Annotated in this window: 8 protein-coding genes and 1 tRNA gene; 8 read left to right on the top strand and 1 reads right to left on the bottom strand. The window is 70.5% G+C overall.

Annotated features, from left to right (window positions below):
- The first annotated feature begins 758 nt into the window (after window positions 1-758).
- The 8 genes from dnaN (at window position 759) to IO33_RS0113775 (ending at window position 10,893) form a co-directional block, all read left to right on the top strand.
- Window positions 759-1,889, top strand: a complete 1,131-nt coding sequence (gene dnaN / locus IO33_RS0113810; protein WP_031164326.1) for a DNA polymerase III subunit beta — start codon at window positions 759-761, stop codon at window positions 1,887-1,889.
- 265 nt (window positions 1,890-2,154) lie between these two features.
- Window positions 2,155-3,036, top strand: a complete 882-nt coding sequence (gene gnd / locus IO33_RS0113805) for a phosphogluconate dehydrogenase (NAD(+)-dependent, decarboxylating) (protein WP_031164323.1) — start codon at window positions 2,155-2,157, stop codon at window positions 3,034-3,036.
- Window positions 3,037-3,131: 95 nt separating this feature from the next.
- Complete coding sequence (gene recF, locus IO33_RS0113800) at window positions 3,132-4,253, top strand: DNA replication/repair protein RecF (protein WP_031164321.1); 1,122 nt, start codon at window positions 3,132-3,134, stop codon at window positions 4,251-4,253.
- Window positions 4,250-4,825 carry a DciA family protein gene (locus IO33_RS0113795; RefSeq protein WP_031164319.1) on the top strand — a complete coding sequence of 192 codons (576 nt, stop codon included), beginning with the start codon at window positions 4,250-4,252 and terminating at the stop codon, window positions 4,823-4,825. The genes recF and IO33_RS0113795 overlap by 4 nt, the downstream gene beginning before the upstream one ends.
- Window positions 4,826-5,200: 375 nt before the next feature.
- Window positions 5,201-7,309: a DNA topoisomerase (ATP-hydrolyzing) subunit B gene (gene gyrB, locus IO33_RS0113790; RefSeq protein WP_031164316.1), complete on the top strand. Its 2,109-nt coding sequence runs from the start codon at window positions 5,201-5,203 to the stop codon at window positions 7,307-7,309.
- A gap of 42 nt (window positions 7,310-7,351) precedes the next feature.
- On the top strand, window positions 7,352-9,949 hold the full coding sequence (gyrA, locus tag IO33_RS0113785; protein WP_031164314.1) for a DNA gyrase subunit A: 2,598 nt from the start codon (window positions 7,352-7,354) through the stop codon (window positions 9,947-9,949).
- A gap of 19 nt (window positions 9,950-9,968) precedes the next feature.
- Window positions 9,969-10,706, top strand: a complete 738-nt coding sequence (locus tag IO33_RS0113780) for a DUF3566 domain-containing protein (RefSeq protein WP_031164311.1) — start codon at window positions 9,969-9,971, stop codon at window positions 10,704-10,706.
- Between the two features lie 110 nt (window positions 10,707-10,816).
- A tRNA-Ile gene (locus IO33_RS0113775) sits at window positions 10,817-10,893 on the top strand.
- 205 nt (window positions 10,894-11,098) lie between these two features.
- Here IO33_RS0113775 and IO33_RS0113770 read toward each other — a convergent pair.
- The gene (locus IO33_RS0113770) at window positions 11,099-15,163 is read right to left on the bottom strand and encodes a WD40 repeat domain-containing protein (RefSeq protein WP_031164309.1); all 4,065 of its coding nucleotides are present in this window, start codon (window positions 15,161-15,163) and stop codon (window positions 11,099-11,101) included.
- Window positions 15,164-15,273 lie beyond the last annotated feature (110 nt).

Below are 15,273 nucleotides of genomic sequence, written 5' to 3'. Positions count from 1 at the left end.
TCGATTTTCTGCCGGGTTACGGCCACTCTCCACAGATTCGGTGACTTTCTTCCGTCCACACACTGGGGACTGCCGAGTTGTCCCGAACTGCGTCCACAGGGAACCTGTTCATCCAGCGTTCGCCCAGCTCAGCACCCTGTGGAATCGTGGACGAACGATCTCCACAGACTGTGGACAAGGAAAGGATCCACAGGCTGTGCACGAAGTTGTCCACCGGCGACCCACAGGCTCGCGCCGGTTGTCCCCAGCGATCCCCAGCTTCTCCACATGGCTGTCCACTGTTCGGCAACGCGACGCACCCGCTCACCGCGTCGAGTGAAAGCCGTCACACGAAGGTGCCGGATTGGGGTGTGGGAAACGTGGGTAAACCTGGGGACGCAGCTGGGGAGAACTGCCCTCAGGCTGTGGGCGGTGTGTGCAGAACTTTCTGTTCTCCACAGACACCCCCGGTTGTCCACCGCCTTCACCCACAGGCCCGGTGGACAAAATCCTGGCCCTGAGCTGGGCAAACGTGGTTATCCACGGTATCCACAGGCCCTACTACTACTCCCAACTAGAGAGAGCTCGGGAATCGTTTGGAAGCGGGGCCTGTGCACAACTCGCTGTCTCGCGCCCGGCTGCCCCTCGGAGCGACTTGACCCCGACAGGCACCTACTGTCAGTGCGGTGCGTCAGACTGGTCCCCGGTGTCCTGCCCTCCGCAGTGGGCGGTGACACCGAGTCGGAGGACTCAGTAGCAACAGCAGGAGGCGGCTTACGGTGAAGATCCGGGTGGAACGCGACGTACTCGCGGAGGCAGTGGCGTGGGCGGCACGCAGCCTCCCGGCCCGTCCGCCGGCGCCTGTCCTCGCCGGCCTCCTCCTCAAGGCCGAGGACGGCCAGCTGAGCCTGTCGAGCTTCGACTACGAGGTCTCCGCACGCGTCTCCGTGGACGCCGAGGTCGAGGAGGACGGCACCGTCCTCGTCTCCGGCCGGCTGCTCGCCGACATCTCCCGCGCGCTCCCCAACCGGCCGGTGGAGATTTCCACAGACGGTGTACGGGCGACCGTGGTCTGTGGATCCTCCCGGTTCACCCTGCACACCCTGCCTGTGGAGGAGTACCCGGCGCTGCCGCAGATGCCGAACGCCACCGGCACCGTCCCCGGCGAGGTCTTCGCGGCCGCCGTCTCCCAGGTGGCCATCGCCGCCGGCCGTGACGACACGCTGCCCGTCCTCACCGGCGTGCGCATCGAGATCGAGGGCGACACGGTCACCCTGGCCTCCACCGACCGCTACCGCTTCGCCGTCCGCGAGTTCCTGTGGAAGCCGGAGAACCCGGACGCCTCCGCGGTCGCCCTGGTCCCGGCCAAGACGCTGCTGGACACCGCCAAGTCGCTCGGCGCCGGTGACAGCGTGACGCTGGCGCTGTCCGGGTCGGGTGCGGGCGAGGGGCTGATCGGTTTCGAGGGCGCGGGACGTCGTACGACCACCCGGCTGCTCGAGGGCGACCTGCCGAAGTACCGCACGCTGTTCCCGACCGAGTTCAACTCCGTCGCCGTGATCGAGACCGCGCCCTTCGTGGAGGCCGTCAAGCGTGTGGCGCTGGTGGCCGAGCGGAACACCCCCGTGCGGCTGAGCTTCGAGCAGGGCGTGCTGATCCTGGAGGCCGGCTCCAGCGACGACGCACAGGCTGTGGAAAGGGTCGACGCCCAGCTGGAGGGCGACGACATCTCGATCGCCTTCAACCCGACGTTCCTGCTGGACGGCCTGAGCGCGATCGACTCGCCGGTGGCCCAGCTGTCGTTCACGACGTCCACGAAGCCGGCGCTGCTCAGCGGGAAGCCGGCGGTGGACGCCGAGGCCGACGACGCGTACAAGTACCTGATCATGCCGGTGCGGCTCAGCGGCTGATCGTTTTCCACAGCTGTGCACGGTGCCGGGCGCCCCTTGTGGATGCCCGGCGCTGTCCGGTACCGGCCTCGGCACCCGTGTCGGCCGGGGCCGGGGCGCTTGCCGCACGACTGCCCGCAGCCGCGTCGGCGTATCGAGAAGCCGCAGGTCAGAGGCCTAACGCATGAGCGCGTAGGCCCACAGCTGTGCAGGCGAGGGCGGGTTTAGGCTCGCCTTCGGCACCTCGTGCCTCTCCCGCCACACAGCGACCTAAGGAACACAACTGATGGAGCTCGGTCTCGTCGGCCTCGGCAAGATGGGCGGCAACATGCGCGAGCGGATCCGCCGCGCGGGCCACACCGTCCTCGGATACGACCGCAACGCGGACCTCGCGGATGTCCACAGCCTGGAAGAGCTTGTGGGCAAGCTCAGCGGCCCGCGCGTGGTCTGGGTGATGGTCCCGGCCGGCGAGCCCACCCAGTCGACCATCGATCAGCTCGCCGAGCTGCTGGAGCCCGGCGACGTGGTCGTGGACGGCGGCAACTCCCGCTGGACGGACGACGAGAGGCACGCCGAGGAGCTGGCGGCCAAGGGCATAGGTTTCGTCGACTGCGGTGTCTCCGGCGGCGTCTGGGGCCTGGAGAACGGGTACGCGCTGATGTACGGCGGCGACGCCGAGAACGTCGCCAAGGTGCAGCCGGTCTTCGACGCGCTGAAGCCGGAGGGCGACTTCGGCGCGGTGCACGCCGGCAAGGTCGGTGCGGGCCACTTCGCGAAGATGGTCCACAACGGCATCGAGTACGCGATGATGCAGGCCTACGCCGAGGGCTGGGAGCTGCTGGAGAAGGTCGACTCCGTGGAGAACGTCCGCGAGGTCTTCCGGTCCTGGCAGGAGGGCACGGTCATCCGCTCCTGGCTGCTCGACCTCGCGGTCAACGCGCTGGACGACGACGAGCACCTGGAGGGCCTGCGCGGTTATGCACAGGACTCCGGTGAGGGACGCTGGACTGTGGAGGCCGCGATCGACAACGCGGTGCCGCTGCCGGCGATCACCGCGTCGCTGTTCGCGCGGTTCGCCTCCCGGCAGGAGGACTCGCCGCAGATGAAGATGATCGCCGCGCTGCGCAACCAGTTCGGCGGCCACGCCGTGGAGAAGAAGCAGCCGTAGCGAAGACGTAGTCCACACGGGGGCCCGGCCCGTCCACAGGCCGCCCCCGTGATCCACAGCCCATCAGCACTCTGGGGAAGGCCGGCGAAACGACCATGCACGTCACGCATCTCTCGCTGGCCGACTTCCGCTCGTACACCCGGGCCGAGGTGCCGCTCGACCCGGGCGTCACCGCCTTCGTCGGCCCCAACGGGCAGGGCAAGACCAACCTGGTGGAGGCGGTCGGATACCTCGCCACCCTCGGCAGCCACCGGGTCGCCTCCGACGCCCCTCTCGTCCGCATGGGCGCCGAGCGGGCCGTCATCCGGGCGCAGGTCCGGCAGGGGGACCGGCAGCAGCTGGTCGAGCTGGAGCTGAACCCCGGCCGGGCCAACCGCGCCCGCATCAACCGGTCCTCGCAGGTCAGGCCGAGGGACGTGCTGGGGATCGTACGGACCGTGCTGTTCGCGCCCGAGGATCTCGCGCTGGTCAAGGGAGATCCCGGGGAGCGGCGGCGGTTCCTCGACGAGCTGGTCACGGCCCGGTCGCCGCGCATGGCCGGTGTGCGTTCCGACTACGAGCGCGTCCTCAAGCAGCGCAACACGCTCCTCAAGACGGCGGCTCTGGCGCGCCGGCACGGCGGGCGGTCCATGGATCTGTCCACGCTCGACGTGTGGGACCAGCACCTCGCGCGCGCGGGCGCCGAGCTGCTCGCGCAGCGGCTGGACCTGATCGCCGCGCTGCAGCCGCTGGCCGACAAGGCGTACGAGCAGCTGGCCCCGGGCGGTGGGCCGCTGGCGCTGGAGTACAAGCCGTCCGCGCCGGGCGAGGCCCACGGGCGCGAGGATCTCTACGCCCAGCTGATGGCGGCTCTCGCGGAGGCGCGCAAGCAGGAGATCGAGCGCGGGGTCACCCTCGTGGGGCCGCACCGGGACGACGTGGTCCTCAAGCTCGGTCAGCTGCCGGCCAAGGGATACGCCTCGCACGGCGAGTCGTGGTCCTACGCGCTCGCCCTGCGGCTGGCCTCCTACGACCTGCTGCGGGCCGAGGGCAACGAGCCGGTGCTGGTCCTGGACGACGTCTTCGCCGAGCTGGACGGGCGCCGCCGCGAGCGGCTGGCCGAGCTGGTCGCGCCCGGCGAGCAGGTGCTGGTCACCGCCGCCGTGGACGACGACGTCCCGCAGGTACTGGCCGGGGCGCGGTACACCGTGTCCGGCGGGACGGTGGAGCGCGTATGAGCACCGACGAACCCGCCCCCGGGAAAGCTCCCGGGGAACCCGCCCCCGGGAAGGCTTCCGGGAAGGCTCCGGAGCCCTCCGGTGTCGACCTCGCGCGCGTGGCGTTGCGCGCGGCGAAGGAGCAGGCACGCGCGCGTGGCGACGCGGCGCGGCAGAAGAAGCAGGCGCGGCGGGGCGGTGGTCTGCGCTCCGGCGCGCGCGCCGACGGGCGTGATCCCATGGCGCTGGGCGCCGCGATCAACCGGCTGCTGACCGAGCGCGGCTGGGAGACCCCGGCGGCGGTGGGCGGTGTGATGGGCCGCTGGCCGCAGATCGTCGGCGAGGACCTGGCCAAGCACTGTGTGCCGCAGCGCTACGACGAGGACGAGCGCGTGCTGGTCGTCCAGTGCGACTCGACGGCCTGGGCCACCCAGCTGCGCCACCTCGCGCCCGCGCTGGTCGCCCGCCTGAACGAGGATCTGGGGCACGGCACCGTACGGATGATCAAGGTGCTCAATCCGGGCGGTCCGGCCCGGCGTTTCGGCCCGCTGCGGGCTCCGGGGAGCTCCGGACCCGGCGATACGTACGGGTGACGTACCTCACGTCGAGGGGCGGGCCCGTGCCGTCGGCAGGGCGCCGTATCACAGGTGTGGAGAGCCGCCGTGGCACCGGTGGACCGCCTTCTGACCCCCCAGTAGCCAAGGGTTGACGGCTCGAAGCGCTGAGTGCCGCTGTGAGCCCCTTGGAGCCCCCATCCGTATATCGGGACCCGGCAGAGGCCGGTTCAGGGCGGCACATGGGGACTCAGGTACCGGCAAACCCCCATCGATGTCAGAGCTACCGGTAGACTGGAAGACAATCCCGCCCCACTGTGGGGACCGCCCGGGAAAAGCTGAGCAACGCTGATCAAGGCTTACCAACGCAACATGCCGCAGCCGCTCCGGCAACCCCGCCGACGAGCCCGGCTCGTGCTGTGCCAGAAAGGGCGCTTCGTGGCCGATTCCGGCAACCCCAACGAGAACATCCCGTCCACCGACGCCGGCGTGAACGGCGAGCCCGCCGAGGCTCCCGTGTCCGGCGAGGCCGCAGATTCTGGCGCAGCCTCCGCCTCCTACGACGCCAGCGCCATCACCGTGCTCGAAGGGCTGGACGCGGTCCGCAAGCGGCCCGGCATGTACATCGGTTCCACGGGCGAGCGCGGTCTGCACCACCTGGTGTACGAGGTCGTCGACAACTCGGTCGACGAGGCGCTGGCCGGGTACGCCGACACGATCGACGTCACGATCCTCGCCGACGGCGGTGTCCGGGTCGTCGACAACGGCCGTGGCATCCCGGTGGGCATCGTGCCCTCCGAGGGCAAGCCGGCCGTCGAGGTCGTGCTGACCGTGCTGCACGCGGGCGGCAAGTTCGGCGGCGGCGGTTACGCCGTCTCCGGCGGTCTGCACGGTGTGGGTGTGTCCGTCGTGAACGCGCTGTCCACGAAGGTCGCCGTCGAGATCAGGACCGACGGCCACCGCTGGACGCAGGACTACAAGCTCGGCGTCCCGACGGCCCCGCTCGACCAGCACGAGGCCACGGAGGAGACCGGCACCTCGGTCACCTTCTGGGCCGACCCCGACATCTTCGAGACCACCGAGTACTCCTTCGAGACGCTGTCGCGGCGTTTCCAGGAGATGGCGTTCCTCAACAAGGGTTTGACGATCAAACTCACCGACGAGCGCGAGTCGGCGAAGGCGACCAGCGGTGCGGACGAGGCGGGCGCGGACGAGAAGGCCGAGGTCAAGTCGGTCGCCTACCACTACGAGGGCGGCATCGTCGACTTCGTGAAGTACCTCAACTCCCGCAAGGGGGAGGTCGTTCACCCGACGGTGATCGACCTGGAGGCCGAGGACAAGGACAAGAGCCTGTCCCTCGAGGTCGCCATGCAGTGGAACAGCGGCTACAGCGAGGGCGTGTACTCGTTCGCCAACATCATCCACACCCATGAGGGCGGCACGCACGAAGAGGGCTTCCGCGCGGCCCTCACCAGCCTGATCAACAAGTACGCGCGCGACAAGAAGCTGTTGCGCGAGAGGGACGACAACCTCACCGGTGACGACATCCGCGAGGGTCTGACCGCGATCATCTCGGTCAAGCTCAGCGAGCCGCAGTTCGAGGGCCAGACGAAGACCAAGCTGGGCAACACGGAGGCCAAGACCTTCGTGCAGAAGGCGGTCTACGAGCACCTCAACGACTGGCTGGACCGCAACCCGGTCGAGGCCGCGGACATCATCCGCAAGGGCATCCAGGCGGCCACCGCGCGCGTCGCGGCCCGCAAGGCCCGCGACCTGACGCGTCGTAAGGGCCTGCTGGAGTCGGCGTCCCTGCCGGGCAAGCTGTCCGACTGCCAGTCGAACGACCCCACCAAGTGCGAGATCTTCATCGTCGAGGGTGACTCCGCCGGCGGCTCGGCCAAGTCCGGCCGCAACCCGCAGTACCAGGCGATCCTCCCGATCCGCGGCAAGATCCTCAACGTCGAGAAGGCCAGGATCGACAAGATCCTGCAGAACCAGGAGATCCAGGCGCTGATCTCCGCCTTCGGCACGGGTGTGCACGAGGACTTCGACATCGAGAAGCTCCGCTATCACAAGATCATCCTGATGGCGGACGCCGACGTCGACGGCCAGCACATCAGCACCCTGCTGCTGACCTTCCTGTTCCGCTTCATGCGGCCGCTGGTCGAGGCCGGGCACGTGTACCTGTCGCGTCCTCCGCTGTACAAGATCAAGTGGGGCCGGGACGACATCGAGTACGCGTACTCCGACCGCGAGCGCGACGCCCTGATCGAGATGGGCCGCCAGCGCGGCAAGCGCGTCCGCGAGGACTCGATCCAGCGCTTCAAGGGCCTCGGCGAGATGAACGCCGAGGAGCTGCGCGTGACCACGATGGACCAGGAGCACCGGGTCCTCGGCCAGGTCACCCTGGACGACGCGGCCCAGGCCGACGACCTGTTCTCGGTCCTGATGGGCGAGGACGTCGAGGCCCGTCGCCAGTTCATCCAGCGCAACGCCAAGGACGTCCGGTTCCTCGACATCTGAGTCGGTCTCAGCTGACCGCACCAGGAAGGATCTTCACCAGCAATGGCCGACGAGAACACTCCGCAGAACCCCGAGACCGAGGACGGCGAGATCACCCTGCGTGTCGAGCCCGTCGGGCTCGAGACGGAGATGCAGCGCTCGTACCTGGACTACGCGATGTCCGTCATCGTGTCCCGTGCGCTGCCCGACGTCCGGGACGGCCTCAAGCCCGTCCACCGGCGCGTGCTGTACGCGATGTACGACGGCGGCTACCGCCCCGAGCGCGGCTTCTACAAGTGCGCCCGTGTCGTCGGTGACGTCATGGGCAACTACCACCCGCACGGCGACTCCTCGATCTACGACGCCCTGGTGCGCCTCGCGCAGCCGTGGTCGATGCGGATGCCGCTGGTGGACTCCAACGGCAACTTCGGCTCCCCGGGCAACGACCCGGCGGCCGCCATGCGGTACACCGAGTGCAAGATGGCGCCGCTGTCGATGGAGATGGTCCGCGACATCGACGAGGAGACCGTCGACTTCACGGACAACTACGACGGCCGCTCCCAGGAGCCGACCGTCCTGCCGGCCCGCTTCCCGAACCTGCTGATCAACGGCTCGGCCGGTATCGCGGTCGGCATGGCGACCAACATCCCGCCGCACAACCTGCGCGAGGTCGCGGCCGGCGCCCAGTGGTACCTGGAGAACCCGGACGTCTCGCACGAGGAGCTGCTGGACGCGCTCATGGAGCGCATCAAGGGCCCCGACTTCCCGACCGGTGCCCTGGTGGTGGGCCGCAAGGGCATCGAGGAGGCGTACCGTACCGGGCGCGGCTCCATCACGATGCGCGCGGTGGTCGAGGTGGAGGAGATCCAGGGCCGGCAGTGCCTGGTGGTCACCGAGCTGCCGTACCAGGTCAACCCGGACAACCTGGCGCAGAAGATCGCCGACCTGGTCAAGGACGGCAAGATCGGCGGCATCGCGGACGTCCGCGACGAGACGTCGTCCCGCACCGGCCAGCGCCTCGTCATCGTCCTGAAGCGGGACGCGGTCGCCAAGGTCGTGCTGAACAACCTGTACAAGCACACCGACCTGCAGACGAACTTCGGCGCCAACATGCTGGCGCTGGTCGACGGCGTGCCGCGCACGCTCTCCCTGGACGCGTTCATCCGCCACTGGGTGACGCACCAGATCGAGGTCGTCGTCCGCCGTACGCGCTTCCGGCTGCGCAAGGCCGAGGAGCGCGCGCACATCCTGCGCGGCCTGCTGAAGGCCCTGGACGCGATCGACGAGGTCATCGCGCTGATCCGGCGCAGCGAGACCGTCGAGGTCGCGCGCACCGGCCTGATGGGCCTCCTGGAGATCGACGAGATCCAGGCCAACGCGATCCTTGAGATGCAGCTGCGGCGCCTGGCGGCCCTGGAGCGGCAGAAGATCGTCCAGGAGCACGACGAACTCCAGGCGAAGATCAGCGAGTACAACGCGATCCTCGCCTCCCCGGTCCGCCAGCGCGGGATCGTCAGCGAGGAGCTGGCCGCGATCGTCGAGAAGTACGGCGACGACCGCCAGACCAAGCTGATCCCGTACGAGGGCGACATGTCCATCGAGGACCTGATCGCCGAGGAGGACATCGTCGTCACGGTCACGCGCGGCGGTTACGTCAAGCGGACCAAGACGGACGACTACCGGGCGCAGAAGCGCGGCGGCAAGGGCGTGCGCGGCACGAAGCTGAAGGAAGACGACATCGTCGACCACTTCTTCGTCTCCACGACCCACCACTGGCTGCTGTTCTTCACCAACAAGGGCCGGGTGTACCGGGCGAAGGCGTACGAGCTGCCCGAGGCCGGCCGGGACGCGCGCGGCCAGCACGTGGCCAACCTGCTGGCCTTCCAGCCGGACGAGGCGATCGCCGAGATCCTGGCGATCCGCGACTACGAGGCGACGCCGTACCTGGTGCTGGCCACCAAGTCCGGTCTGGTCAAGAAGACGCCTCTGAAGGATTACGATTCGCCTCGCTCCGGCGGTGTGATCGCGATCAACCTGCGCGAGCGCGAGGACGGAACGGACGACGAACTGATCGGTGCCGAACTTGTCTCGGCCGACGACGATCTGCTTCTGATCAGCAAGAAGGCACAGTCGATCAGGTTCACCGCCTCGGACGACACCCTGCGCCCGATGGGCCGCGCCACCTCCGGCGTGAAGGGGATGAGTTTCCGTGAAGGCGATGAACTTCTGTCGATGAATGTTGTTCGACCGGGTACGTTCGTGTTCACTGCCACCGACGGTGGGTACGCGAAGCGGACCGCCGTCGACGAGTACCGCGTCCAGGGCCGCGGCGGCCTCGGCATCAAGGCCGCCAAGATCGTGGAGGACCGCGGTTCGCTCGTCGGCGCGCTGATCGTCGAGGAGAGTGACGAGATCCTCGCGATCACCCTCTCCGGCGGTGTGATTCGCACGCGAGTCAGCGGGGTCAGGGAGACGGGCCGTGACACCATGGGCGTCCAACTGATCAACCTGGGCAAGCGCGATGCCGTGGTCGGTATCGCACGTAACGCCGAGGCGGGGCGCGAGGCGGAGGAGGTCGACGGCGGGGACGTCGTCGACGAGGCCGCCGAGGACGCCGCGACCACCGGCACGGACGAGGGTGAGGCGCCCTCGGCCGAGTAGGCACGAGGAGTGAGTCATCGTGAGCGGAGCCACGGGCGCCGGATCGGCCGGTACCCCCACGGGTACGGAGACGGACGGCGGCGGCCGTGGCTCCGCCGCGAACGGGACGGGTGCGGGGAGCGTGACCGACCCGCACACGACCAACCTGAAGCCGGTGAAGGTGTCCGGGACGGACTCCGCCGGCACGTCTGGATCCCAGGGGGGCACTGTGACGGACACCCGAGGCCCGGCCGCGGCCGGCGCGGCCCAGCAGCCGCCCTCCCCGCTGCCCGGTGAGCGGCGCCCGGAGCAGCCCGCCGGTCCGTACCACCCGCCGCAGGCCTACCCGGCACAGGCGCCCGCCGGGGCCGTGCGCCGTCCCCGCACGGGTGCGCGCACGGCGCCGCGCACCCGCAAGGCCCGGCTGCGGGTGGCCAAGGCCGACCCGTGGTCGGTGATGAAGGTCAGCTTCCTGCTCTCCATCGCGCTCGGCATCTGCACGATCGTCGCGTCGGCGGTGCTGTGGATGGTCATGGACGCGATGGGCGTGTTCTCGACGGTGGGCGGCACCATCTCGGAGGCGACCGGCTCGAACGAGGCGAACGGCTTCGACCTGCAGGCGTTCCTGTCGCTCCCCCACGTCCTGACGTTCACGACGATCATCGCGGTCATCGACGTGGTCCTGGCCACGGCGCTCGCGACGCTCGGCGCGTTCATCTACAACCTCTCCGCGGGCTTCGTGGGCGGCGTCGAGCTGACCCTGGCGGAGGACGAGTGACCGCCTGCGGGTCCCTGACCTGACAGTCCCCGGACAACCGATTTTGGGACTGACGTGGTCGTGCGCTAATCTTCAGGAGTCAGCGCGCGGGACACACCGCAAAGCGCGGCGGGGCTATAGCTCAGTTGGTTAGAGCGCATCCCTGATAAGGATGAGGCCACAGGTTCAAATCCTGTTAGCCCCACCAGTTCGAAAGACCCTCAGCCGGTATCGGCTGGGGGTCTTCGGCGTTCCGGGGGTCGGACCGCCGCTGCCTTGGGGGCGGTGAACGGGCACAAAAAGGCCCGACCGCTGGCGACGGGGGATGCACCAGCGATCGGGCTGTGGCCAAGGGTAACAAGAGCGGGCGCCTTGTGGGGCGAAGTCAGGCAGGAACGAGTCAGGTTGGCCGATCACCGACCGCACGGAGGGTCGTAGGAGAGGCGGGGGAGGTACTCGTGCCACTTCTGCGGGGTCAGTACGCCCCGGGTGACGGAGCAGATGTGCCCGATCGCCGCGTCGGCGTCCAGCCGCCACAGCCGGACCGTGTCGGTGCCGCTGGAGAGCCCCAGGACATTGCCTCTGCGGCTGAACGACAGGAAGGTGCCCGACCTGGCGTTGGGGTTCATCGACTGGCCGATGGGGCTCGCCGAGGCGGGGTCGGTGACGTTCCACAGCCGGACCGTGTTGTCGTTGCCGCCGCTGGCCAGAACCCGCCCGTCCGGGCTGAACGTCAGCAGTTTGACCGCCTCGGTGTGGCCGATGAGCGGCTTTCCCAGCGCGGTCGCCGAGGCGGGGTGGCCGAGATTCCACAGCCGGACCGTGTCGTCGTCACTGCCGCTGGCCAGAACACGCCCGTCCGGGCTGAAGGCGATCGCGTTGACGGGACCCGAGTGGTCCGTGAGCCGGCCGAGCGCGGTCGGCCGGGCCGGGTCGGTGACGTTCCAGAGGCGGACCGTGCTGTCCGCGCTGCCCGAGGCGAGGGTGCGGCCGTCGGCGCTGAAGGAGATCGCGTTGACATAGCCCCGGTGGCCCCTCAGCGGCTTGCCGAGCGCGGCGGGGTGCGCGGGGTCGGTGATGTCCCACAGCTGGATGGTGGTGTCGTCGTAGGCGGTGGCCAGGGTGCGGCCGTCCGGGCTGAAGGCGAGGGTGCCCGGCCCCGCGAAGCGTGTGCGCAGGGCGATGGGCGCGCCGGCGGCGACCGGGTGGGACGGGTCGCGGACGTTCCACAGGTACACCGCGTGGTCGTAGGTGAGGACGGCGAGGGCGCGGCCGTCGGGGGAGAACCGCAGCGCACGGTGCCCGGCGTCGCCCCGCATGAACGGCTTGCTCAGCAGCACCGGCCGGTCGGGGCGCGTCACGTCCCACAGCCGGAGCCTGCCGTCCCGCGCCGCCGTGCCCAGCACCCGCCCGTCCGGCCGGAACGCGCCGCTGCGGCCGATGATGTCCGAGGTCGGCAGCGACCACAGACGCACCTTGCTGTCGCCGCTGCCGGTGGCCAGGGTCCGCCCGTCGGGACTGAACCCCAGGGCGTACATCTCCCCGCTGCTGCCCGCCAGCGGCTCACCCACCTGTGAGGGGGACGCCGGGTCGCTCACGTCCCACAGGCTCGCCGTGCTGTCCGCGCTCGCGGCGGCCAGCCTGTGGCCGTCCGGGCTGAAGGCCACCGACCAGATCGGTGCGGAGTGGCCGGTCAGCGGCGGGCCCAGCGAGGACGGGCGGGCCGGGTCGGTGACGTTCCACAGGCGGATGGTGTCGTCCGCGCTGCCGCTTGCCAGGGTGTGGCCGTCGGGGCTGAACGCCACGGAGTGCACGAGGTCGGTATGGCCCTTCAGCGCCGTGGGGTACGGCTTCGGACGGAGCGGGTCGGCCATGTTCCACAGCAGGATCGTGTCGTCGTCGCCGCCCGCCGCGAGGGTGCGGCCGTCGGGGCTGAACGCCAGGCTGCGTACCGCGGCGGTGTGCCCGCGCAGCACCTGTCGCTGCGTGGTCCGGCGCGGGTCGGCCGTGTTCCACAGCCGTACCGTGTGGTCCTCGCCGGCCGAGGCCAGCGTGCGCCCGTCCGGGCTGAAGGCGACCAGGTAGATGGTGCCGCGGTGGCCGGTGAGCGGTTTGCCGAGCGGCTCGGGGTGGCCGGGGTCGGTCACGTCCCACAGCCGGACCGTGCCGTCGTCGCCGGCGCTCGCGAGGGTGTGCCCGTCCGGGCTGAAGACCGCGCTGCTCACCCAGCTGCGGTGACCGGTGAGCGGCCTGCCGAGCGGCTTGGGGTGGCTGGGGTCGGCCACGTCCCACAGCCGGACGGTCCGGTCGTAGCTGGCCGTGGCGAGGGTCTTGCCGTCGGGGCTGAACGAGGTGAGGTAGACGGCACCGGTGTGGCCGGACAGCGGGGTGGCCAGCGGCGCGTTCACGATCGAGATCAGCCTGCTGTACGTGCCCTCGTCGTCCGGGCGCAGCCGGTGGGCGACCAGGTCGAGCTGGGCGGCCAGGGACGGATCCGTGTGCTGGACCCGGTCGGCCTCGGCGAGCACCTGCTCGAACACGGCGTCGTCGCGCTGCTGCCAGGCGATCACCGCCGTACCGCCCGCGACCAGGGCCAGCGCCACCAGTGCCGCCACCGCGGCCCGGCTGAGCCACACCGAACGCCTGCGCAGCCGGACGGCCGCGGCCAGGAACTCCACGGCGGTACGGGTCAGATACGTGTCCCCGGCCGATCTCGCCCAGGTGCGCGCCTGCTCCAGCCGGGAGCCCCGGTAGAGCAGCGAGCTGTCCCGGCCCGATTCCTCCCAGGACCGGCCGTCCTCCTCCAGCCGCTGGCGCAGCAGCTGGTCGCCCCGGTCGTCGACGATCCAGTGCCGCAGCCGTGGCCAGGCGTGCAGCAGCGCCTCGTGGGTGATCTCCACGGTGTCCGCGTCCAGCGTCACCAGCCGGGCCCGCACGAGGGCCTCCAGGGACTCCTCCGTCTTGCCGGGGTCCGCCGACTCCTGCGCCAGCTGGCGCCGGGTGCCGCGCCGGCGGGTGGCCTGGGTGTCCTCGCCCAGCCTCACCAGCCGCAGCAGGAGCAGCCGGGCGGCCGTACGGGCCGCGGGGTCGAGCCCCGACCAGGCACGCTCGGCGGTCGCCGCGACGGCCCCCTGGATCCCGCCCGCCGCGCGATAGCCGGCCAGCGTCAGCCGTCCGGCCTTGCGGCGCTGCCAGGTGGCGAGCAGGGCGTGCGACAGCAGCGGCAGCACGCCCGCGTCGTGCGCCCCGCGCGGGCCGTCGGCGCTCACCTCGCGCAGGATCAGCTCGGCGAGCCCCGCCTCCAGTTCCAGGCCCACGGCCTTGGCCGGTCCGGTCACCGCGTCGCGCAGTTCGGCGCTGGTCAGCGGGCCGAGCACCATGTGCCGGTGCTGCAGCGCGTCGGCGAGTTCGGGGTAGCGCAGGCACTGCTCGTAGAAGTCGGCGCGGATGCCGAGGACGACGAGCACCGGGGCGGGGTCGTCCGCGCCGAGGGGCGCGGTGCAGGCGGCGTGCAGGAGCTGGATGAACGTACGCCGGTCCGCCTCGTCGGGACAGAGGGTGAACGCCTCCTCGAACTGGTCCACGATGACGACCGGCCGTATCTCGCCGGGTGCCGTGCGGCGCGCCCACGCCGCCACGGCCTTCCGCGCCGCCCGCGCCACGCGCGGGGAGTCGGACCCGGGAGCCGCCGGATTCTCCGTGGCCTCCTGCTCGGCCCGGCGCGCGTCGGCGGCGACGGCGCTGAGGTCGGGGATGCGGCGCACCAGCTCACCCAGGGGGTCGGCACCGGGGACGAGGTGCAGCACGCAGTCGGCGGTGCCGTCCTCGGCGGCCTGGGACGGTACGCCCGCGCCCTGGCCGTCGCGCAGGGCGCCCCCGCGGACGGCGGGCACCAGGCCGGCGTTGAGCAGGGACGACTTCCCCGCTCCCGAGGCGCCCACGAGTATCACCAGGCCGCCGGTGCGTTCCGCGGCGCGCAGCTGGGCGACGAGCGCGCTCGTGCTCCGTTCCCGGCCGAAGAACCAGCGGGCGTCCTCCTGCCGGTAGGGGGCCAGGCCGCGGTACGGGCACACGCCGCCGGCGACGGGCGGGGCCTGGGCGGGCTGCCGCCGGTCCTCCTCGGCGGGCGGTGCGGGCCGGTCGCCGACCGGGTCGGCCAGCGCGCGCTCCCACAGCCGCTGCCAGTGCACGAGGTCGTACAGACCCGTGGACACCGGCGCGGGCCGCAGCCGCCGCGCCTCCGGGATCAGGATGTGCAGCACCGCGGCGAGAGCGGTGAACTGGGCCGGTACGTTCCTGGCCCGGCGCCAGTCGCTGATCCGCTGCGCGGACACCCGCACGGGCCGCCCGCGCTCGTCGACCCGCTGCAGCCGTACGACCGCCTCGGCGACGCTTTTGAGCGGAGGGTTTCCAGCCTCCTTGTACAGCAGCGCGAGCCGCTCGGCGAAAGCTGTGCGTGTCCCTGAGTCGGAACTCAAGGTCCCACCCCTTTACTTCCCCCCGAGTCTGGACGTCCGGACCGGAAAACCCACCCTATATGCCTGACCTGCGAATAAGCACGGGACGGCAGGTCCGAGGTCTCCTCCGC

The sequence above is a fragment of the Streptomyces durhamensis genome, from assembly GCF_000725475.1.
GTDB lineage: Bacteria > Actinomycetota > Actinomycetes > Streptomycetales > Streptomycetaceae > Streptomyces > Streptomyces filipinensis.
Note: the sequence above shows the minus strand (reverse complement) of the source record. Positions and strands in the feature narration are given on the sequence as shown.

Coding starts and splice junctions, on each gene's coding strand:
- gnd (WP_031164323.1), top strand. CDS start 2,155: ATGGAGCTCGGTCTCGTCGGCCTCGGCAAGATGGGCGGCAACATGCGC.
- recF (WP_031164321.1), top strand. CDS start 3,132: ATGCACGTCACGCATCTCTCGCTGGCCGACTTCCGCTCGTACACCCGG.
- IO33_RS0113795 (WP_031164319.1), top strand. CDS start 4,250: ATGAGCACCGACGAACCCGCCCCCGGGAAAGCTCCCGGGGAACCCGCC.
- gyrA (WP_031164314.1), top strand. CDS start 7,352: ATGGCCGACGAGAACACTCCGCAGAACCCCGAGACCGAGGACGGCGAG.